Annotated in this window: 15 protein-coding genes and 1 pseudogene; 12 read left to right on the top strand and 4 right to left on the bottom strand. The window is 66.0% G+C overall.

What is annotated here, in order from left to right:
• Nucleotides 1-13: 13 nt before the first annotated feature.
• Both ACTOWJ_RS25300 and ACTOWJ_RS25295 read left to right on the top strand, forming a co-directional pair.
• Nucleotides 14-976: a DMT family transporter gene (locus ACTOWJ_RS25300; RefSeq protein ID WP_441337388.1), complete on the top strand. Its 963-nt coding sequence runs from the start codon at nucleotides 14-16 to the stop codon at nucleotides 974-976.
• A gap of 160 nt (nucleotides 977-1,136) precedes the next feature.
• Nucleotides 1,137-3,185 carry a TonB-dependent receptor family protein gene (locus ACTOWJ_RS25295; RefSeq protein WP_441337387.1) on the top strand — a complete coding sequence of 683 codons (2,049 nt, stop codon included), beginning with the start codon at nucleotides 1,137-1,139 and terminating at the stop codon, nucleotides 3,183-3,185.
• A 223-nt stretch (nucleotides 3,186-3,408) separates the two neighbouring features.
• On the opposite strand, the gene ACTOWJ_RS25290 is transcribed toward ACTOWJ_RS25295, so the two are convergent.
• Together ACTOWJ_RS25290 and ACTOWJ_RS25285 are read right to left on the bottom strand one after the other, a co-directional pair.
• Nucleotides 3,409-5,661 carry a DUF5916 domain-containing protein gene (locus ACTOWJ_RS25290; protein WP_441337386.1) on the bottom strand — a complete coding sequence of 751 codons (2,253 nt, stop codon included), beginning with the start codon at nucleotides 5,659-5,661 and terminating at the stop codon, nucleotides 3,409-3,411.
• A 441-nt stretch (nucleotides 5,662-6,102) separates the two neighbouring features.
• Entirely contained in the window at nucleotides 6,103-7,344 is a 1,242-nt protein-coding gene (locus tag ACTOWJ_RS25285) for a DUF3734 domain-containing protein (RefSeq protein WP_441337385.1), read from the bottom strand.
• A 112-nt stretch (nucleotides 7,345-7,456) separates the two neighbouring features.
• On the opposite strand from ACTOWJ_RS25285, the gene ACTOWJ_RS25280 reads away from it, so the two are divergent.
• The gene (locus ACTOWJ_RS25280) at nucleotides 7,457-7,699 is read left to right on the top strand and encodes a hypothetical protein (RefSeq protein ID WP_441337384.1); all 243 of its coding nucleotides are present in this window, start codon (nucleotides 7,457-7,459) and stop codon (nucleotides 7,697-7,699) included.
• A gap of 158 nt (nucleotides 7,700-7,857) precedes the next feature.
• Here the strand turns inward: ACTOWJ_RS25280 and ACTOWJ_RS25275 are convergent, their stop codons facing one another.
• Nucleotides 7,858-8,643: a 3-hydroxybutyrate dehydrogenase gene (locus ACTOWJ_RS25275; protein WP_441337383.1), complete on the bottom strand. Its 786-nt coding sequence runs from the start codon at nucleotides 8,641-8,643 to the stop codon at nucleotides 7,858-7,860.
• A gap of 514 nt (nucleotides 8,644-9,157) precedes the next feature.
• Nucleotides 9,158-9,622 (bottom strand): annotated as a pseudogene (locus ACTOWJ_RS25270) (SET domain-containing protein); the annotation flags it as partial.
• 242 nt (nucleotides 9,623-9,864) lie between these two features.
• On the opposite strand from ACTOWJ_RS25270, the gene ACTOWJ_RS25265 reads away from it, so the two are divergent.
• The 9 genes from ACTOWJ_RS25265 to ACTOWJ_RS25225 all read left to right on the top strand — a co-directional run bounded on the left by ACTOWJ_RS25265 (nucleotide 9,865) and on the right by ACTOWJ_RS25225 (nucleotide 19,825).
• Nucleotides 9,865-10,344: an SUF system Fe-S cluster assembly regulator gene (locus ACTOWJ_RS25265; protein WP_441337382.1), complete on the top strand. Its 480-nt coding sequence runs from the start codon at nucleotides 9,865-9,867 to the stop codon at nucleotides 10,342-10,344.
• Nucleotides 10,345-10,360: 16 nt separating this feature from the next.
• Nucleotides 10,361-11,836 carry a Fe-S cluster assembly protein SufB gene (gene sufB / locus ACTOWJ_RS25260; RefSeq protein ID WP_441337381.1) on the top strand — a complete coding sequence of 492 codons (1,476 nt, stop codon included), beginning with the start codon at nucleotides 10,361-10,363 and terminating at the stop codon, nucleotides 11,834-11,836.
• Nucleotides 11,833-12,036 (top strand): hypothetical protein, encoded by a 204-nt coding sequence (locus ACTOWJ_RS25255; RefSeq protein ID WP_441337380.1) that lies wholly within the window; start codon nucleotides 11,833-11,835, stop codon nucleotides 12,034-12,036. Before sufB ends, ACTOWJ_RS25255 begins: the two co-directional genes overlap by 4 nt.
• Nucleotides 12,037-12,180: 144 nt before the next feature.
• On the top strand, nucleotides 12,181-12,945 hold the full coding sequence (gene sufC, locus ACTOWJ_RS25250) for a Fe-S cluster assembly ATPase SufC (protein ID WP_441337379.1): 765 nt from the start codon (nucleotides 12,181-12,183) through the stop codon (nucleotides 12,943-12,945).
• 31 nt (nucleotides 12,946-12,976) lie between these two features.
• Entirely contained in the window at nucleotides 12,977-14,275 is a 1,299-nt protein-coding gene (gene sufD, locus ACTOWJ_RS25245; RefSeq protein ID WP_441337378.1) for a Fe-S cluster assembly protein SufD, read from the top strand.
• A gap of 98 nt (nucleotides 14,276-14,373) precedes the next feature.
• A complete protein-coding gene (locus tag ACTOWJ_RS25240) occupies nucleotides 14,374-15,612 on the top strand; it encodes a cysteine desulfurase (RefSeq protein ID WP_441337377.1) in 1,239 nt (412 codons plus the stop codon).
• Between the two features lie 139 nt (nucleotides 15,613-15,751).
• A complete protein-coding gene (locus tag ACTOWJ_RS25235) occupies nucleotides 15,752-16,303 on the top strand; it encodes a GNAT family N-acetyltransferase (RefSeq protein ID WP_441337376.1) in 552 nt (183 codons plus the stop codon).
• 83 nt (nucleotides 16,304-16,386) lie between these two features.
• On the top strand, nucleotides 16,387-16,710 hold the full coding sequence (locus ACTOWJ_RS25230) for a Rieske (2Fe-2S) protein (RefSeq protein WP_441337375.1): 324 nt from the start codon (nucleotides 16,387-16,389) through the stop codon (nucleotides 16,708-16,710).
• Between the two features lie 814 nt (nucleotides 16,711-17,524).
• Complete coding sequence (locus tag ACTOWJ_RS25225; protein ID WP_441337374.1) at nucleotides 17,525-19,825, top strand: TonB-dependent receptor; 2,301 nt, start codon at nucleotides 17,525-17,527, stop codon at nucleotides 19,823-19,825.
• Nucleotides 19,826-19,847: the final 22 nt, after the last annotated feature.

The following is a 19,847-nucleotide window of genomic DNA, read 5'->3' as shown; positions in this document are numbered from 1 at the left end:
GCAAGCTGGCGCCATGTTGCTAGGAACCCTCTACGCCCTGCTCGCCGGCCTGATCTGGGGTCTGGTCTTCGTCGGCCCGTTGCTGTTGCCCGAATACCCGGCGGCACTGCAGTCGGTCGGGCGCTATCTCGCCTTCGGCCTGATCGCGTTGCCGCTGGCGTGGCTGGACCGCGCCGCGCTGCGCCAACTCACCCGCGCCGATTGGATCGAAGCGCTCAAGCTATCGGCGATCGGCAACCTGCTTTATTACCTGTGCCTGGCCAGCGCGATCCAACGCGCCGGCGGACCGCTGCCGACCATGATCATCGGCACCTTGCCGGTGATGATCGCGATCAGCGCCAACCTGCGCAACGCACGCCGTGACGGCCGCCTGCCGTGGCCGCGGCTGGCGCCTTCGCTGCTGCTGATCGCCGCGGGCATCGGCTGCGTCAATCAGGTCGAGCTTGAGGCGCTGCGCGCCGACGCCGACGCCGATGTGAGCCGTTATGCGATCGGCGCCGCGCTCGCGTTCTGCGCGGTCGCATGCTGGACCTGGTATCCGCTGCGCAACGCCGATTGGTTGCGCGCCCATCCCGGCCGCAGTCCGCGTACCTGGGCCACCGCACAGGGCGTGGCGACACTGCCGCTGGCGTCGATCGGTTACATCGCCCTATGGTCGTTCATGAGCGCGCGCGGCAACGAGTTCCCGATGCCGTTCGGCCCGCGTCCGGGCATCTTCATCGCCTTGATGGTCGTCATCGGCCTGTTCGCATCCTGGGTCGGCACCTTGTGCTGGAACGAAGCCAGCCAGCGACTACCCACCGCGCTGGCCGGACAGCTGATCGTGTTCGAAACCCTGTTCGCGTTGAGCTACGCCTTCATCCTGCGCGGGCAGTTTCCGCGACCGCTGACCCTGGTGGGCATCGCGCTGCTGATCGCCGGCGTGGTCTGGGCGTTGCGGGTCAAACCGGTGCCGCTCAGCGACACCGCGCACTGAACCGCGCGACGCGCATCGGCGTCGCGAAAACGCGAGGCGATCGTGACCACTACGGATAAATGCAGCCGCACCGGACACATTGCGCCGTGCGGCGATATGCCGCACCCGGGCCTATGCCGCGCTCACTACCCTGTCGGGCTTCTCAAGCACGGAAGCCGTCATGCGCACCGTCACAGTTCCTCCCGCATCGCTCGCGCTGGCGTTGATGTTCGCTTCCGCGGCGCAGGCGCAGACCGCGTCCGAGGCCAAGACGCTCGCGACGGTCCGCGTGCACGGCCACGCCGACGCTTCGCTCGCGGTCGACAGCCTCGACCAGGCCCGTAGCCGGCTCGACCAACGCGCCGGCGCCACCTCGCTGGTCGATGGCGAGAAGTATCGCGATCGTCGCGTGAGCACGCTGGCCGATGCGCTGGGTTACGCCACCGGCGTGTTCGTGCAGCCGCGTTTCGGCGCCGAGGAAGCGCGTCTGGCGATACGCGGCTCGGGCCTGCAACGCACGTTCCACGGCCGCGGCCTGGAACTGCTGCAGGACGGCAGCCCGCTCAACCTCGCCGACGGCGGTTTCGATTTTCAGGCGGTCGAACCCTTGTCGGCGCGCTACATCGAGGTCTATCGCGGCGCCAACGCGTTGGAGTTCGGCGCGGCCACGCTCGGAGGCGCGATCAACTTCGTCTCGCCCACCGGTTACGACGCCGCGCCGCTGAGCCTGCGCGCGGAAGCCGGAGCGTTCGGTTACCGGCGCGGCCAGATCGCCGCATCCGGCGTGTCCGGACGCGCCGACGGCTATCTCAGCCTCAGCGGCTTGCGTCAGGACGGTTACCGCGATCATGCCGAGCAGGAGAACTACCGTTTGTTCGCCAATGCCGGTTATCGATTCGCCGACAACCTCGACGGCCGCGTTTACCTCACCCACATCGACACGCGTTCGGCCCTGCCCGGTAATTTGACCCTGGACGAATCGCGCCGCGACCCACGCCTGGCCGCGCCCGGCAACCTCGCTTTGAACCAGCGCCGCGACTACCGGCTCGATCGCATCGCCGGCAAGCTCGCCTGGGCGCCCTCGCCCACCGGCAGCTTGACTTTGTCGGTCCACTACGCCGACAAATCCCTGGATCACCCGATCTTCCAGGTGCTGCGCCAGGACAGTCGCGACTACGGCATCGACCTGCGCTGGCGCGACGAGACGCAATGGTTCGGCCTGCGCAACGTGCTTATCGCCGGCGCGGCCTTCGCCCAGGGCGATATCGACGATGATCGCTACTTCAACATCGCCGGCCGCCCCGACGCGCGCAGCAATCGCTTCGACCAACGCGCGCGCAACGGCAAGCTCTACGCGGAGAACCAGACCTGGCTCGACCCGCGCTGGGTGTTGTCGCTGGGCGCGCAGGCGCTGCGCTCGCGGCGCAGCTCGCGCGACTTGCTGATCACCGGCGGCCGCGACGAGAGCTTCGACATCGACTACTCCGGCCTCAGTCCCAAGCTCGGCCTGCGTTATCTGATAGACGACCACGCCCAGCTCTACGCCAACCTCAGCCGCAGCCTGGAGCCGCCGAGTTTCGGCGAACTCAGCGGCGGCCCGGGCGTGACCCCGGCCGACAAGCAGCGCGCCGACAGTGGCGAGATCGGCCTGCGCCTGAGCCGCGACGCTTTGTCGCTGGATGTCGCGCTGTATCGCGCCCGCGTCGAAGGCGAACTGCTTTCGCTCAGCGACGGCAACGGCAACCCGCTCGGCACGGTCAACGCCGGCCGCACGATTCACCAGGGCATCGAGCTGGGTCTGGGCTGGACCTTCGCCGAGGACTGGTCGCTGTCGGCGAACTACCTCTACAACGATTTCCGCTTCGATCACGATCGGGTCTACGGTGACAACGATCTGGCCGGGGTGCCGCCGCAACAATTGCGCGCCGAACTGCGCTGGCAGCCCGACCCGCGTTTTTACCTCGCGCCCAGCGTCGAATGGACGCCGCAGGATTACTACATCGACCACGCCAACAGCTTCAAGGCGCCAGGCTACACCGTTGCCGGCCTGCGCGTGGGCGGCAAGATCGCTTCGCAATGGAACTGGTTCGCCGATGCGCGCAATCTCGGCGACAAGCGCTGGATCGCCAGCACCAATGTGATCGCCGATGCGCGTGGGCTGGACGGGCGCAATTTCCTGCCGGGCGATGGCCGGTCGATTTACTTCGGGGTGGAGTGGCGCAAGGATTGAACCGGTATCGTCCGGATTTGAGGGCTGAGTTCTAACGGCGACTGTTTCCGGCTTGCGCCGCTGTCTGAAAGGAAAGCGTCGGGGCTGAAGCCCCTCCCACAAGAGCTTCGCCGTCGCGAGGTTTATTGTGGGAGGGGCTTCAGCCCCGACGCTCTCTTTTCCGATCAAGGTTAAAAACCAGGAAGGACTGCGACTCAAGCCCTCCCACAACAACAGCGAACAATCAGATCTCGAACCGATACGACAGCTTCACCAACAACTGCTCGCTGTCGCGCAGATCGAACGCATCACGGAACTGATGGCCGACATTGCGTTGTCCCAGCCCTTCCTCGAACACTTCCCCGCCGCGCACGTAAGCCACGTACAGATACGACAGCGGCGCCAGTTCGTAGCGATAGCGCACCTGGAATCCCAGGTTGCGCACGCTGAAATCCGGAATCGCTTCGGCCACCGCCAGCGCGCGGCCGTCGGCGCCGACGCGATAGGCCTGTCGGCTGCGCGCATTCACGCCGATCGTCTCCAGGCGCAGACGCAGTTCCTGCTTGTCGTCGATGAACCACTGCACGCCCGCGTTGAGATTGAGCAGATCGGCGCGGAAGCTGGCGACGCGGTTGTCGCCGCGCCACAGCAGCCAATCGGGGTTGTGACTGTATTCCAGGCCCGCGAACAGCAGCATGCGGTCGCTGTACTGATAGTTCGGTTCCAGGTACAGACTCAGTTCGCCCTCGTCGATGCCGCCCAGGCCCTCCGCGCTGTAGCCCGCTTCGGTATACAGCGACCATCGGCCGGCTCCCTGGCGCGGGCGCAGACGCTCGTAGGCCAGGAACATTTTCTCCGGTACGCGCAGCACACCGTGGCCGCGGGTGATCAGATCGTCGTAGCCGCCGCTCCACAGCGATGCCTCGATGAACTCGCGGCCGCCATCGCGCATGTCGCTGCGGCGATTGACCGCGACCGCATCGGCGATATGCACGCCGTCGTCGCTGTAGCGGCGCGACATCGCGAAATGCCAGTCCTGCCCGGCATAGGCCGAATCGGCCGGCAGATCGCTCCCCCGCTTGCCCAGGTCGTAGCGCAGATAGTTGAAGTTGTTGCGCTCCAGATAACCGAAATCGTTGAGCATCAGGTCTCGGCCCAGGTGCAGACCGTACAACTGCTGGCGCCAGCCGCGGCCCATGTCGTAGTCGATGCGGAACTGGCCGCCGCTGTCGCGGAAACCGCGCCCGGCCTGTTCGACCTGCGAGGCGACCAGGGTGCTGCGGATCGCCCACTGCGCGCTGGGCGTCCAGCGTTGATCGAACTCGTACACGTTGGCTTCGCGATCCAGGTACGGCCGCTCCACCCGGGTCACCATCGCGCCCAGGCCGAAGCGGGCGAAGTCGCGGGTTACCCGCGCGGCGTAGAAATCGCGGCCAACGGCGTCGCCTTCGCTGGCGGCGAACACGCCGTAGTTGAGTCCGGCCGCGCTGCCGTTGAGCTTGACCGCGGCGGTCACGTCGCCCGAGCCGTCGCCATCGTCGGCCGGCCCGCCGACGCGGCGGGTGTAGATCAGCCGGCTGTAATTGTTGTACGAGCCGAACTGGACGTCGAAGAAGCTTTGGTTTTCGGTGAAGAACGGTCGCTTGTCGCTGTTGAAGGTTTCCGTGGCGCTGAAGTTGACGGTGAGTTCGTCGCTCTCGACCTGGCCGAAATCCGGATTCACCGTCGCGCTGAGCTGGAACTTGCCGCTGGGCTTCCAGAACAGATCCATGCCGCCGTCGAAATCGCCGCGATGCTTCACCGCGTCCTGCACGCCCATCGCATAAGGCGTGATCGCCAGCAGCGATTGCTTATAGGCGGGCACCTGGATGCGATTGAACGCCGACAGATAGCGCGCCTCGGTGTAATGCACCGCCGGCCACGAAGTGCGCTCGCCGGTGGAGGCGATGACCCGGTCGAGCTGGACGCCGAGCGTGCGCATGCCTTCGCTCTGGCGCATCGGCGCGATATGCCAGGGAATCAGCATCTCCGCCGACCAACCGTCTTCGTCTTCGCCGGTGGCGTGGCGCCAATCGCCGTCCCAATCGTTGTTGAACTGGTTCTCGCTGGTGATGGTGGCGTCGGTGATGCTGTTGGCCAGGGTCACGGTGAAGTTGTAGCCCGCGCGTCCATCGCCGTCGAAATCCACGTACAGATTGACCCGGTCGACGGTGCCGTCGCCGTCGCGCTGGGTGTGCTGGCGCAGACGCGTCACGCCGGCGGGTTGGTGGTTGCGGAACGCGATCGCCAGGCCTTGCGGCGTGGCCATCAGCCAGGCTTCGGTGGGCTGCGAAGCGGCCTGGCGCGACAACGGCTGGGTCAGGCGGAAATCCTGGATGTGCTGGGCCTGGCTCCATTCCTGCGGATCGATGCGGCCGTCGATGTCGAGCGCCTGTGCGCACGGCGCGGCGACGGCCGCGCAGGCGACGGAGAGAGCGGTGATCAGATTCTTGCGCATGCTGCGGCCCCGTGCGGCGGTGGATCGCATCGCCGGCGCGTCCCCCGCGCCGGTCGATGTCGAATCGCGGCATACGGCACCGCGATGCCGCGCAGACTAGCCGGGCGCCGACTTGTCTCTAACTGGCGTTAGTCATGGCAACCATCGGTGGGCGAGGCGCATCGCAGTGTTTACGGTCCGCGGTGGTGGGCCGGGCATGGGGGTGTCGTGACGATTGTCAGCTCGGGCGGGCGGCGGGCCTCGACGGGGCGCGGGGGTGGGGATGGGGATGATCGTCGCTTCGTGCGGCAAGAGCGTCGGGGCTGAAGCCCCTCCCACAATAGACCTCGCGACTCCAAGGGATTTTGTGGGAGGGGCTTCAGCCCCGACGCGCTTCGATCGGTCACCACGCAACCATCAAGCGCACGCGCCCGGAAACCAAACCGCGAACCGATTCGCGGCTCAAGGCGCGGTAGCGTCATGAGCGACGAACGCCGATTCCCCATGCGGCAGTTGCAACCAGTCCGGATGCGCCAATGCGCGCGCGATGTCGCTCTGCCCCGACAGCCAATGCTCGCGCATCGCCACGCGCCCGAACTGGTAATCCTTGAAGTGGCCGATCTTGGCTTTGTCGCGATAAATCAGATGGATCACGCTGTAACGCCGGTCGCAGGCCAGCTCGGCGGCGTGCTGGGCCCAGGGATTGGTCTTGCGCACCTTTTCGGGAATTTCCTCCAGCAACTCGCGCAACAGACGGCGGTAGTGCTGGAACACCCGCTGGGTGTCGGTGATGAGCCGGGTGCGGCTGGAGTATTGGATCTCCTTCTGCCGCTCGGTCACATCGAGCAGGTTCTGCGGCAACTCGCCGCGCGCGTTCCACAAGTCGACCTGGAACACCAGGGTGTCGCGACGGGGCGAGGCGGTCAGCACCTGCGACAGCGGCGTGTTGGAAACCAGGCCGCCGTCCCAGTAGAACTCGCCGTCGATCTCGATCGCCGGAAACGCCGGCGGCAACGCGCCCGAGGCGAGGATATGGCGCGCGTCCAAACGCATCTGGGTGTTGTCGAAATACTCCAGATTGCCGGTGCGCACGTTGACCGCGCCGACGCTGACGCGGATGCCGCCGTCGTTGAGCCGATCGAAATCGACCATGCGTTCGAGCGTCGCGATCATCGGCGAGGTGTCGTAGAAACTGGCCGCGGCGGGACCGGGCTGTTCGCCGAACAGCAGCGCGGTGTCGACTCCGAGCCAGGAACGCGGCTGATAGAAACCGCGCTGGCCTTCGACGATCGCCCGCCAGGCCTCCCAGGTATCGAGCCAGGCGCGGGTATCTGCGTCGAGTTCCTGCAACCGCGCTTCCTGGCCGAAGGTGGTCGAAGGCAGCAGCGCCGGCCGCGAGATCGTGTCCCAGAATTCGCGCAACGCGTCCATGCGCCGGTCCGCGGGATTGCCGGCGATGATCGCGGTGTTGAACGCGCCGATGGAAATACCCGCGATCCAGTTCGGCGCGATGCCCGCATCGTGCAAGCCCTGATAGACGCCGGCCTGATACGCGCCGAGCGCGCCGCCGCCTTGCAGCACCAGGGCGATGTTGTCCGGCAGCACCGGCGCGGTCTCGCGGATGCGCGCGCCGGCGGCCTTGGCCGCGCGCGAAACGGCTTGTTTGCTGGGCGCGCGCGGTGAGGGAGCCTGCGAATCGGACACGAGTTTGCGCCGGCCGGCACCGGCCGGCGCGGTGGTTTCGATGGCTGTATCTATGAAGGCGGCTTGCGCGCTTTTGCGCTTCTGCGCCGCGGGCGTGGGCTTGGATGCGGGTTTGACCGCCGACGTGGCTGCAGATTTTGCTGAAGGTTTGGTAGCCGCGGATTTGACCGGCTCGCGCTTGCCGGACGCCCGTTTGGCCGGCGCAGGTTTGCCGGCGCTGCGCGTTCCGCGGGAGGGAGCGGCTTTGCGCCGCGTCGGGGTGCGCTTGGTTGCCATGCTTACCACCTCTTACCGTGATATCCGGAAACGCATCTTTCGAACTGCGAAGATCGGTCTGCCTGTTGAAAGACCGTAAGCCTCATTGTCCGCTGCTTTTTGCCCGTCATCCCCGCGAAGGCGGGGATCCAGGGCGTTATCGCCGAATGACTCTGAAGTCTCTGGATCCCCGCCTTCGCGGGGATGACGGGCAAAGGCGGGGATATCGAGTGCAGAACCCACTTGCGACTTACCGAGTTACTGCATGTACCAGCCATGGCTGACCACGAAGCTCTGCCCGGTCAGTGCGGCGCTGGGGAACTCGGCCAAAAAGCGCACCGTCTGCGCCACGTCCTCGACCGTGGTGAACACGCCGTCGACGGTGTTGCCGAGCATGACCTTCTTGATCACCTCGTCCTCGCTGATGCCCAGTTCCTTGGCCTGCTCGGGAATCTGCTTGTCGACCAGCGGCGTGCGAACGAAACCCGGGCAGACCACGTGGCTGCGCACGTTGTGCTTGGCGCCTTCCTTGGCCAACACCCGCGACAGGCCGAGCAGGCCGTGCTTGGCGGTGACGTAGGCCGACTTCAGCGGCGAGGCCTCGTGCGAATGCACCGAACCCATGTAGATCACAGTGCCGCCTTTGTCGCCCTTGTACATGTGCGGCAACGCGGCCTGGGTGGTCAGGAACGCGCCGTCCAGATGGATGGCCAGCATCTTCTTCCAATCGGCGAAGGCGTAATTCTCGATCGGATTGACAATCTGAATGCCGGCGTTGGAGACCAGGATGTCGATGCCGCCCAGTTCGGCCACTACCTGCTCGATGCCGGCATTGACCGCGGCCTCGTCGGTGACGTCCATCGCCACGCCGATCGCGCGGCCGCCGTTGCCGGCGATCTCGTCGGCCACCGCCTGCGCGCCGGCCAGGTTGAGGTCGGCGATAGCGATCGCGGCGCCGGCGCGGGCCAGTTCGTGCGCGATTTCCTTGCCGATGCCGCTGGCGGCTCCGGTGACGACGGCGACTTTGCCTTGGATCGAGCTCATGGACGACTACTCCTGGATGCGATGCGGGGGATTCTTCGAAGAAGCCAAGCGCCGAATACGGCGAACCGGCGGCCATTGTCTCCGCGGCGTGTTATCGCGGCGTGGCGACGGATGCATCGCAGTGTCCCGTTGCGGGACGTGGAGAGCCATCGGACGTTCGTACGCGGTCAAAGGTTGACCGTCGTGACAAGCCCCTCTCCCGCTCAGCGGGCAGAGTGGGCGCGGCTTGCGAGGCACTGCCTCGCGCGTCCGCGAACGCCCAAACGCAATGCGTTTGGGCCGGGGTGTAGTCGGGATAAGGGCGCCCACTGGTCGCATGCCCTCATCCGGCCCTTCGGGCCACCTTCTCCCGCAAAGCGGGAGAAGGGAAGATCAAGAACTCGTCCTGCGCCGGGCGCCATCATTGGGCGCCAGGAAATCCGCGAGCCGACCCGGTTTAATCCTTCTTCTTGCCCTTCTTGTCTTTCTTTTTTTTCTTGCCCTTCTTCTTGTCTTTTTTCTTGGACTTCTTGTCTTTCTTGGGCTGCAGCATGGTGCCGGTGCAATCCGGCGATCCGCAGCGGCATTCCCAGATCTTCTTCAGTTCCTTGGTGTGCTTCTCTTCCAAGGTGATGCCGTAGTTGTACGACAGCTCCTCGCCCGGGGCGATGTCGCGGATCGCCTCGATGAACACCTTGTCCTGGCGGCGGTTGTCGCCGTCGTCCTCTTCCAGCAGCGCCTCGCAGTTGGGCGAGCAGCTGTGGTTGATCCAGCGCGCGGTATTGCCCTCGTGATTGGCGTCGATCACGTACTCGTCATTGAGCGTGAACAGAAAGGTGTGGCCCGAATCGGCGTCGCCGGTATCGCCGGCATCGGCTTCTTCGTGGGTCCGGCGGCGGCCTTTGTATTCGATGACGCGTTCGCCCTTGGCGATCGGGGCGACGGCGAATACGCCGTTGCCGTGGATGGCTGAACGACGGGCGGCGATCTTGCGCGGCATGTTGAGTTCCGAAATGACGAACGCGCATTCTGACCCGAGCGGGGGTTCGGCCGCCATCGTCGCCAGCGCCAGTCGTGCTCCGCGCCCGTCTCGCGCCCTCGCACGGCGCCCCGGCCCGGCGCAGGCGCGCGACCCCGCCCCGCTGGCTGAATTGGGCAAAACCCGGGCGCTGGCCTCGACCGGGATAAAACCGTACAATTTCGGTACGAATTAACCCCACCCGCTTGCTGGCCTCCACGCCGATGCTCCGCGTCACCAAACTCACCGACTACGCCACGGTCGTCCTGACCGTCCTGGCGGCCCAGCACGACCGCGTTCTCAGCGCGGCCGAACTGGCCGAACGGGCGGGTCTGGAAGCGCCGACGGTCAGCAAAGTGCTCAAGCCGCTGGCCCAGGCTGGCCTGGTCGAGGGCTTCCGCGGCGCCAACGGCGGCTACCGCCTGGCGCGGGCGCCGGAAGATATCGGCCTGATCGAGATCGTCGAGGCGATGGAAGGCCCGCTCGGCATGACCGAATGCAGCGTCCATGAAGGCAATTGCGGTCTGGAGCAACAGTGCGGCGTGCGCGCCAACTGGCGCCGGATCAACGATGTGGTCGTGGAAGCGCTCAGCAACGTGACCCTCGCGCAGATGTTGGCCCCTACCCCCGCTTTTGCATCAGCACTTTCACCCGAAACAGCCGCCTCCGCCAAGCGCATCGACCTGCGTCTGGCCGGCGCATAGACAGTAGGCAGCCGCCATGGCCACCGACATCAAACCCACTCCCGCGCAGGCGGGCGACATCGCCAACCGTGAGATCCACGAGCAGTTGGGCCGCCGCTACGAAGCCGGTTTCATCACCGACATCGAATCCGACAGCCTGCCGCCGGGCCTGGACGAGGGCGTCATCCGCGCCTTGTCGGCCAAGAAGGACGAGCCGGAGTGGATGACCCAATGGCGGCTTGAGGCTTATCGCCACTGGCTGACCATGCCGATGCCGCACTGGGCCAAGCTCAACATCGCGCCGATCGATTTCCAGGCGCTGAGCTACTACAGCGCGCCCAAGGCCAAGTACGCCTCGCTCGACGAAGTGCCGCAGGAACTGCTCGACACCTACGACAAGCTCGGCGTGCCGCTGCACGAACGCGCGCGCCTGGCCGGCGTGGCGGTGGACGCGGTGTTCGACTCGGTCTCCGTCGGCACCACTTTCCGCAAGGAACTGGCCGAGAAGGGCGTGATCTTCTGCTCGATGTCGGAAGCGATCCGGGAGCAGCCCGAGCTGGTCAAGCAGTATCTGGGCAGCGTGGTCCCGACCGGCGACAACTTCTTCGCCGCGCTCAATTCGGCGGTGTTCTCCGACGGCAGCTTCGTCTTCATTCCCAAGGGCGTGCGTTGCCCGATGGAGCTGAGCACCTATTTCCGCATCAACGCCGGCCATACCGGCCAGTTCGAGCGCACCTTGATCATTTGCGAAGACAAGGCCTACGTCTCGTACCTGGAGGGCTGCACCGCGCCAATGCGCGACGAGAACCAGCTGCACGCCGCGGTGGTCGAGCTGGTCGCGCTGGAAGACGCCGAGATCAAGTATTCGACGGTGCAGAACTGGTACCCGGGCGACGAGAACGGCAAGGGCGGCATCTACAACTTCGTGACCAAGCGCGGCGAATGCCGCGGCGCGCGCAGCAAGATCAGCTGGACCCAGGTCGAGACCGGTTCGGCGATCACCTGGAAATACCCCAGTTGCGTGCTGCTCGGCGACGATTCGACCGGCGAGTTCTATTCTGTCGCGCTGACCCATCACCGCCAGCAGGCCGACACCGGCACCAAGATGATCCACGTCGGCAAGCGCACCAAGTCCAAGATCATCAGCAAGGGCATCAGCGCCGGCCGCGGCCAGAACACCTACCGCGGCCTGGTCAAGGTGGAAAAGAACGCCGCCGGCGCGCGCAACCACACCCAGTGCGACAGCCTGCTGATCGGCAAGAAGTGCGGCGCGCACACCTTCCCCTACATCGAGGTCAAGCACCCCGACGCGACCGTCGAACACGAAGCGACCACCTCCAAGATCAGCGACGACCAGTTGTTCTATTGCCGCAGCCGCGGCATCGACACGGAAAACGCGGTATCGATGATCGTCGACGGCTTCTGCAAGTCGGTGTTCCGCGAACTGCCGATGGAGTTCGCGGTGGAAGCCAAGAAGTTGCTGGAAGTGAGCCTGGAAGGTTCGGTCGGATGAATGCGCGCATCGCCCGTACCGCGCGCTTCGCGGCGCCGGAAGAGCAAAACAGCGGATCCGTGCGCTATTGGCGTTCGCGCCCTGTGGAAGAACGGCTGCAGGAAACCTTGAACCTGCATCGGGAAGGAAACGAACTGTTCAAGAACGGGAACCCGCCCTTCGCCTACGTGATCGAGTTGCGCGATGTCCCGACTCCCTGACGACTGGCGAGCCTCCGCTTGCGGGAGCCGAGGTCTCGGTCATCGGAATCGACGACCTGCGTAAAAACAAGAAAACCGTCGGCCGCCTGCAAGACTTGGCGGACCTGGAACGACTTGCCGATTGAACCAACCAAGATGCCAATCATGCTGAAGATCGAAAACCTCCACGTCCAAGTCGCCGGCAAGGACATCCTCAAGGGCCTCTCGCTGGATCTGCAGCCGGGCCAGGTGCACGCCATCATGGGCCCCAACGGCGCGGGCAAGTCCACGCTGGGCAACGTGCTGGCCGGGCGCGAGGGCTATGAGGTCACCCAGGGTTCGATCCAGTTCGACGGCCGCGACCTGCTCGCGCTGGAACCCGAAGAGCGCGCCGCCGCCGGCGTGTTCCTGGCGTTCCAGTACCCGGTCGAGATTCCGGGCGTGAACAACACCTACTTCCTGCGCGCCGCGCTCAACGCCCAGCGCAAGGCGCGCGGCGAGGCGGAACTGGATTCGATGCAGTTCCTCAAGCTGGTGCGCGAGAAGCTGGCCGTGCTGCACCTCAAGGACGAGCTGCTGCACCGCGGCGTCAACGAAGGCTTCAGCGGCGGCGAGAAGAAGCGCAACGAAATCTTCCAGTTGGCCCTGCTCGAACCCAGGCTGGCGATCCTCGACGAGACCGACTCGGGCCTGGATATCGACGCGCTCAAGGCCGTCGCCCACGGCGTCAACACGCTGCGTTCGCCCGAACGCGCCTTCCTGGTGATCACCCACTACCAGCGCCTGCTCGATTACATCAAGCCCGACGTGGTGCACGTGCTCGCCGACGGCCGCATCGTCGAAACCGGCGGTCCGGAACTCGCGCTGGAGCTGGAAGCGCACGGCTACGAATGGCTCAAGGACCGCGTCGCTCCGGAGAACGCGGCGTGATTGGCGCGAACCCGGTCCAGGAGCGCGCGCGATGAGCGCCCTGCTCGACGCATTCGCCGCGTCGTTCGACGCCCTGGCCGCGCGCGAGGCCGCCGGACTCGGCGCCACCCGCCGCGCCGCGCTCGACGCCGTCCTGCGCGACGGCCTGCCCGGGCCGCGCACCGAGGCCTGGAAATACACGCCGCTGCGCGCGCTGGAACGGCGCGCCTTCGCCAGCGCCGGGCACGCGCCGGCCGGCTTCGACGCGGCTGCGATCGCCGGCATTCCCGCGCCGCGCATCGTGTTCCACAACGGCCGCTTCGACGCCGCGCATTCGGACCTGTCCGGCCTGCCGGCGGGCGTGTCGCTGCTGCCGCTGTCGCAAGTGCTGGCCGCCGACGACGCGCGCGAAGCCAACTTCCTCGCCCGCCGCTTCGATCGCGCCGACGAAGTCTTCGCCCGGCTCAACGCCGCGCTGGCCGACGAAGGCGCGGTGTTGCGCGTGGACGCGGGCGTGCAGGCGCAAGCCACCACCGTGCATCTGGTGTTCCTCGGCAACCCGAATTCCGGCGATCTGGCCTGGCATTTGCGCCACCTGATCGAACTGCGCGAAGGCGCATCGCTGAGCGTGGTCGAGCATCAGATCGCCACCGACATCCACCATCATCTGTCCAACAGCCTGACCCACGTTCATCTCGCACCGAACGCGACCTTGTCGCATGCGCGCGTGCAGGACGAAGCGCTCGGCGCGACGGTGTTCGCGCGCACCGACGCGGTGCTCGCACGCGGCGCGCGCTACCGCCGCATTGACCTGGAACTGGGCGCTGCGCTGGCGCGTCACGAACTCAACGCGGCGCTGCACGGCGAAGGCGCGCAGGTCCACGCCAACGGCGTGCTGCTGGCCACCGGCCGGCGCCATCTCGATACCCGCCTGGGGATCGACCATGTCGGCCGCGACACCCAGTGCGAGCTGACCTGGCGCGGCCTCGGCGCCGGCCGTTCGCGCGCCGCGTTCCACGGCGGCATCCTGATCCGCGAAGGCGCCGACGGCAGCAATGCCTCGCTGTCGAACAAGAATCTTCTGCTCAGCGAAGGCGCCGAGATCGACACCCAGCCGGTGTTGGAGATCCACGCCGACGAAGTGCAGGCCGCGCACGGCGCGACCGTCGGCCAGCTCGACGCCAACGCCTTGTTCTACCTGCGTTCGCGCGGCCTGCCGGCCGAGACGGCGCGGGCGCTGCTGACCACCGCGTTCTGTCGCGAGACCTTGGCGGTGATCGAGGATCCGGCCGCGCACGCGATGCTCGAGGTGCGGCTGAATCTGGCGCTGGAGCGTCTGCAAATCGTTTGAGCGCCCGCCGGCGCCGCGCTGCGTCGCGCGCATCGGCGCTCGCCCGTTCCGATAGACCGTAACCACCCCAACCCTGGCGACCACGAGGCCCCCACCTGATGAACGCCGCTCTCCATCCGACCGCCATCGACTGGGCCGCCGTGCGCGCCGATTTCCCGGTGCTGACCCGCCAGGTCCACGGCAAGCCGCTGATCTATTTCGACTCGGCCAATACCGGGCAGAAGCCCAACGCGGTGATCGAGGCGGTCGACGATTTCTATCGCCATCACAACGCCAACGTCAGCCGCGCGGTGCATACGCTGGGCACCGAGGCGACCGAAACCTACGAAGGCGCCCGCGCCAAGCTCGCGCGCTTCTTGAACGTGCGTGTCGATGAGTTGGTGCTGTGCAGCGGCACGACCTTCGCGATCAACCTCGTCGCTTACTCCTGGGCGCTGCCGCGGCTCAAGCCCGGCGATGCGATCGTGCTCACGCGCATGGAGCATCACGCCAACATCGTGCCGTGGCAGTTGGTCGCCCAGCGCACGGGTGCGACGATCAAGGTCACCGAGATCGACGAACGCGGCCAGCTGAATCTGGATCAGCTGTATTCGCTGCTCACCCCCGAGGTGAAGCTGCTCGCGCTGACCCATGTGTCCAACGTGCTCGGCACCGTCAACCCGGTGCGCGAGATCTGCCGCGAAGCGCGAAAGCGCGGCATCGCCACCCTGATCGACGGTTCGCAGGCCGCACCGCACCGGCCGCTGGACATCGCCGCGATCGGCTGCGATTTCTACGTGATCACCGGCCACAAGATGAGCGGCCCGACCGGCACCGGCGCGCTGTGGGCGCGACGCGAACATCTCGAAGCGATGCCGCCGTTCATCGGCGGCGGCGAGATGATCAAGGAAGTGCGTTTCGAAGGCACTGTGTTCGCCGACGGTCCGCGCCGCTTCGAAGCCGGCACGCCCAACATCGCCGGTTTCGCCGGGCTCGGCGCGGCGGTGGACTATCTGTCGAACCTGGGCATGGTCAACATCGAAGCGCGCGAACAGGCGCTGCTGACCCGCTTCAACCAGGCGCTGAGCGACGTCCCGGGCCTGCGCATCTTCGGTACCGCGCAGGAAAAGGCCGCGGTGGTCAGCTTCCTGATCGAAGGCGCGCACGCGCACGACCTGGCCACCCTGCTCGACCTGGAAGGCGTGGCGATCCGCTCGGGCCACCACTGCGCGCATCCGCTGATGCAGCACTTCGGCGTGCCGGCGACCTGCCGCGCCTCGCTGGCCTACTACAACACCTTCGAAGAGATCGACGCCTTCGTCGCCGCCCTGCACAAGGTGCGCAAGCTGCTGGCCTGAGCCGGAGCGCGCGGCCGGACACCGCGGCCCGTGCCTGGGTCGCGGCGGCGCCGCACCGGTTCCGTACTAACATCGCAACGGCCCTCGCCCCGACCGTATCCACGTACGCCTTCATCCATTCGCAACGGCCCCGCCCGCCATGTCATCCGCCATCGCCGCTACTCCCCTGGTTTTCCGTCACGCCACCGCCGCCGACACCGATGCGCTGGTCGCGCTGGTCGAATCGGCCTACCGCGGCGACTCCAGCCGCGCCGGCTGGACCACCGAAGCCGACTTCCTCGAAGGCCGCCGCACCGGTGCCGACGACATCAACGAATGCCTGGGCAAGCCGCACAGCGTGATTCTCATCGCCGAACGCGGCGACGAATCCCGCGCGCTGCTGGCCTGCGCGCACGTGGCCGAAGAAGAAGGCGCCGGCTACTTCGGCATGTTCTCGGTCCAGCCCAACCTGCAGGGCGGCGGCATCGGCAAGCAGGTGATCGACGAAGCCGAGCGCATCGTCCGCGAGGAATGGCGCCTGCCGGCGATGCGCATGACCGTGATCGATATCCGCGACGAGTTGATCGCCTTCTACGAGCGCCGCGGCTACGTCCGCACCGGCCGGCTCAAGCCCTTCCCTTACGGCGACGAACGTTTCGGCCTGCCCAAGCGCGACGACCTGCGCTTCGAAGTGCTGGAAAAGACCCTCTGACCCGCCGTGCGGCCGCGCCTCGTGCCGACCGGCCGCCGGCTTTAAACTAGCCGCTCGCACCGCCAGCTTCAGGAAAGCACGCCATGGGCGATTGGGTCTTCGTCTGCGCCACCTCGCAATTGCTGCCCGGCGAATCCACCGTCGCTTGGGACGGCGACACGGCGATCTTCGTCTGCAACTACGACGGCGACTATTACGCGCTGGAAGATCGCTGTTCGCACGAGGACTTCGAACTATCCTCGGGCGCCTTCGACGGCGAGGCGGCGACCATCGAGTGCGTGCTGCACGGCGCGCGCTTCGACGTCCGCGACGGTCGGCCGCTGTGCGCGCCGGCATATGAGCCGGTACCGAAGTTCCCGGTCAAGATCGAAGACGGCGGGGTGTGGACCCGCGATGACCGCGAATAAACGCGCGGAGCGACGCCGTTCGCGCAGATAGCGCGCGTCGCGAAGCCGCGACATCTCTTTGGACGGGCTTGGGCAACGAAGTCCCGAGATCGAGCCTCCAGCCCCTGTAGGAGCGGCGCAAGCCGCGACTACGCCAATGCAACCACGCCGAAACCTGCGCGGTCACTGCGAATTCGCAGTCGCGGCTCGCGCCGCTCCTACAGGTACCGCGATGTCTGGGTGGAGGAGTGCAGCCCCGCGCGCTGTGTGGGTGGAACTGCAGCCTCGAAGTCTTTTGTGGATGGAGCTGCAGCCTCGAAGTCTTTTGTGGGAGGGGCTTCAGCCCCGACGCTTTTTTATCCGGTTGCCACGCAACTGAGCTCCCTTCTCGGGTCAAGGCAATGCCGCGATCTGAGAAGAAAGCGTCGGGGCTGAAGCCCCTCCCACAACAGACCTCGTGGCTGCGCTGAGTTGGGGGCCGCGACTTGGTCGGGTCGGGCGGTGGCCGCAGTGGCCCGCAGGGTTTCCTGGCTTCTTTCTGGCCCGACGGCCTTCTGCTCCCAGCTTCATCTGTCCAGCCTCCCAGGCTGGCTTCCGACTTCCCGACTTCCAGCCGGCTGTGTCGCGCCCCCAAAAACGCGACCAATCGCTCATTCAGCAACCCGTTTACGCACATCCATACGGCGAAAACGGTTACAGGCAGCCCATCGCGTTCATTTTTCGTTGCAAATGAGAATTCATCTCATTAAGATCGCGGCCTGACGCGCGGCTTCGTGCCGTCGCCTGTTTTCGCGGACTTGTTTCGCACCGCCTTTTTCCTGCCCCAGAGATTCCCATGTCGACCACGAAGTTCGTCGTGTCGCCGCTTGCCGGCGCGCTCGCTCTAGCCATCAGCCTGCCCTCTTTCGCCGCTCCGGCGCCCGCTCCGCAGGCCAAGGACGTCGAAGGCGTCGAAGTCCACGGTCACCGCATCCAGAAGGCCAGCAGCGGCAAGTACACCGCGAACCTGCGCGACACCCCGCAGACCATCACCGTGATCGACCGCAACACCATCGACGGGCAGAACCTGCTCTCGCTGACCGACATCCTCAGCACCCTGCCCGGCATCACCTTCGGCGCCGGCGAAGGCGGCGGCGGTTTCGGCGACAAGATCAACCTGCGCGGCTTCAACGCCGACAGTGACATCACCGTCGACGGCGTGCGCGACAGCGGTCTGTACAGCCGCACCGATCCGTTCAACCTGGAAGCGGTGGAAGTCATCAACGGCGCGAACTCGGTGTATTCGGGCGCTGGGTCCGTGGGTGGCACCATCAACCTGGTCAGCAAGTACGCCGGCCTCAACGAGTTCCACAAGGCCTCCATCGGCGGCGGCACCGACGGCTATGCGCGACTGACCACCGACAGCAACTTCGTGATCGGCGAAAGCACCGCGCTGCGCCTGAACGCGATGGCGCACCAGAACGACGTGCCGGGCCGCGATGTCGAAAGCAATCAGCGCTGGGGCGTGGCCGCCTCGCTCGCCTTCGGCCTGGGCAGCGACACCACCTGGACGCTGAATTACCTGCACCAGGAAGACGACAACACCCCGCAATACGGCCTGCCGTTCTTCAACGGCGACGTGCTGCCCGGCATCGACCGCGGCAACTACTACGGCTACAGCAACATCGACAAGCAGGACATCGATCTGGATTCGGTGACCTCGATCATCGAGCATTCTTTCAACGATGACTTCAAGGTCCGCAACCTGACCCGTTGGCAGCAAGTCGACCAGTTCTCGCTGGTCGATGCCGTGCAGGGCACCTGGTGCCTGGACAACGGCTTCACCCCGACCGGCGCCAGTTGCGGCGCCACCCGTCCGGGCAACTACAGCCCGAGCGGCCCGCGCGGTTACGGCCGCGACACCCGCAACACCACGATCTACAACCAGACCGACCTGACCGCCAATTTCGACACCGGTCCGATCGAGCACACCCTGGTCGCCGGCTTCTCGATCCTGCACGAAACCTTCGACCTGGACGTCACCAGCGATTTCCGCAATCCCAACGGCACCAACCCGTTCATCAACGGCCTGCCGCAGATGAACATCGCCAACCCGGACCACATCTACCGCGGCCCGCTCAACCGCACCCTGACCGGCCGCACCGAGGGCGAGCTCGACAACCGCGCGCTGTACGTGTTCGACACCCTGAAGTTCAACGAACAGTGGCAGTTGAGCCTGGGCGCGCGCTATGAGCGCAACGAGGGCGAAACCAATATCGCCGCCGTGGTGCAGGCGCCGACCACCGTCGGCGGCGCGCTGCCGCCGCAGCCGATCGGCACGGTCACCGGCTACGGCGTGCCGCTCAAGAGCAACGACGATCTGTTCTCCTACCGCGCCGGCCTGGTGTTCAAGCCGGTCGAGAACGGCAGCATCTACATCGCCTATGGCAACTCCAAGACCCCGTCGAAGGCTTCGGTCAACGGTCAGTGCTCCGCGCAGACCTGCTCGGTCGATCCGGAAACCACGGTCAATTATGAGATCGGCACCAAGTGGGACTTCATGGACGGCCGCTTGGCGCTGACCGGCTCGGTGTTCCGCAACGACCGCAAGAACTACAAGGTCGCCGACCTCGACAACCCGAACAATCTGTCCGGCCTGCAGCAGCTCGACGGCCAGGCGCGCGTCGACGGCGTGATGCTGGGTGTGTCGGGCCTGATCACCGACCAGTGGGCGGTCTACGCCAACTACGCCTTCCTCGACAGCGAAGTGCTGCAGGGCGTGTCCGACCGTCAGGCCGGCCTGAACCAGGACTACACCCGCGGCGATCGCCTGACTTCGGTGCCGGAGCATTCCTTCAGCCTGTGGACCACCTACGACCTCAGCCCGAAGTGGCAGCTCGGCTACGGCGCGACCTACCAGGGCAAGATCTGGATGACCCAGCACAGCGCCACCAACGTCAACGGCCCGCTGACCACCTACGACAGCTTCTGGACCCACCGCGCGATGGCCGCCTACAAGATCAACCGCTCGGCCCAGCTGCAGCTCAACGTCAACAACCTCACGGACGAGAAGTACTACACCCGCATCCGCAACAACGGTTGGGCGACGCCGGGTGACGGCCGCCAGTTCGTGCTGAGCGCCAACTTCTCGTTCTGATCGATCTGTTGGAGCGAGACAC

The organism is Lysobacter sp. CA199 (assembly GCF_052078715.1).
Classification (GTDB): Bacteria; Pseudomonadota; Gammaproteobacteria; order Xanthomonadales; family Xanthomonadaceae; genus Lysobacter.
This window is presented reverse-complemented; position numbering and strand designations above follow the sequence as displayed.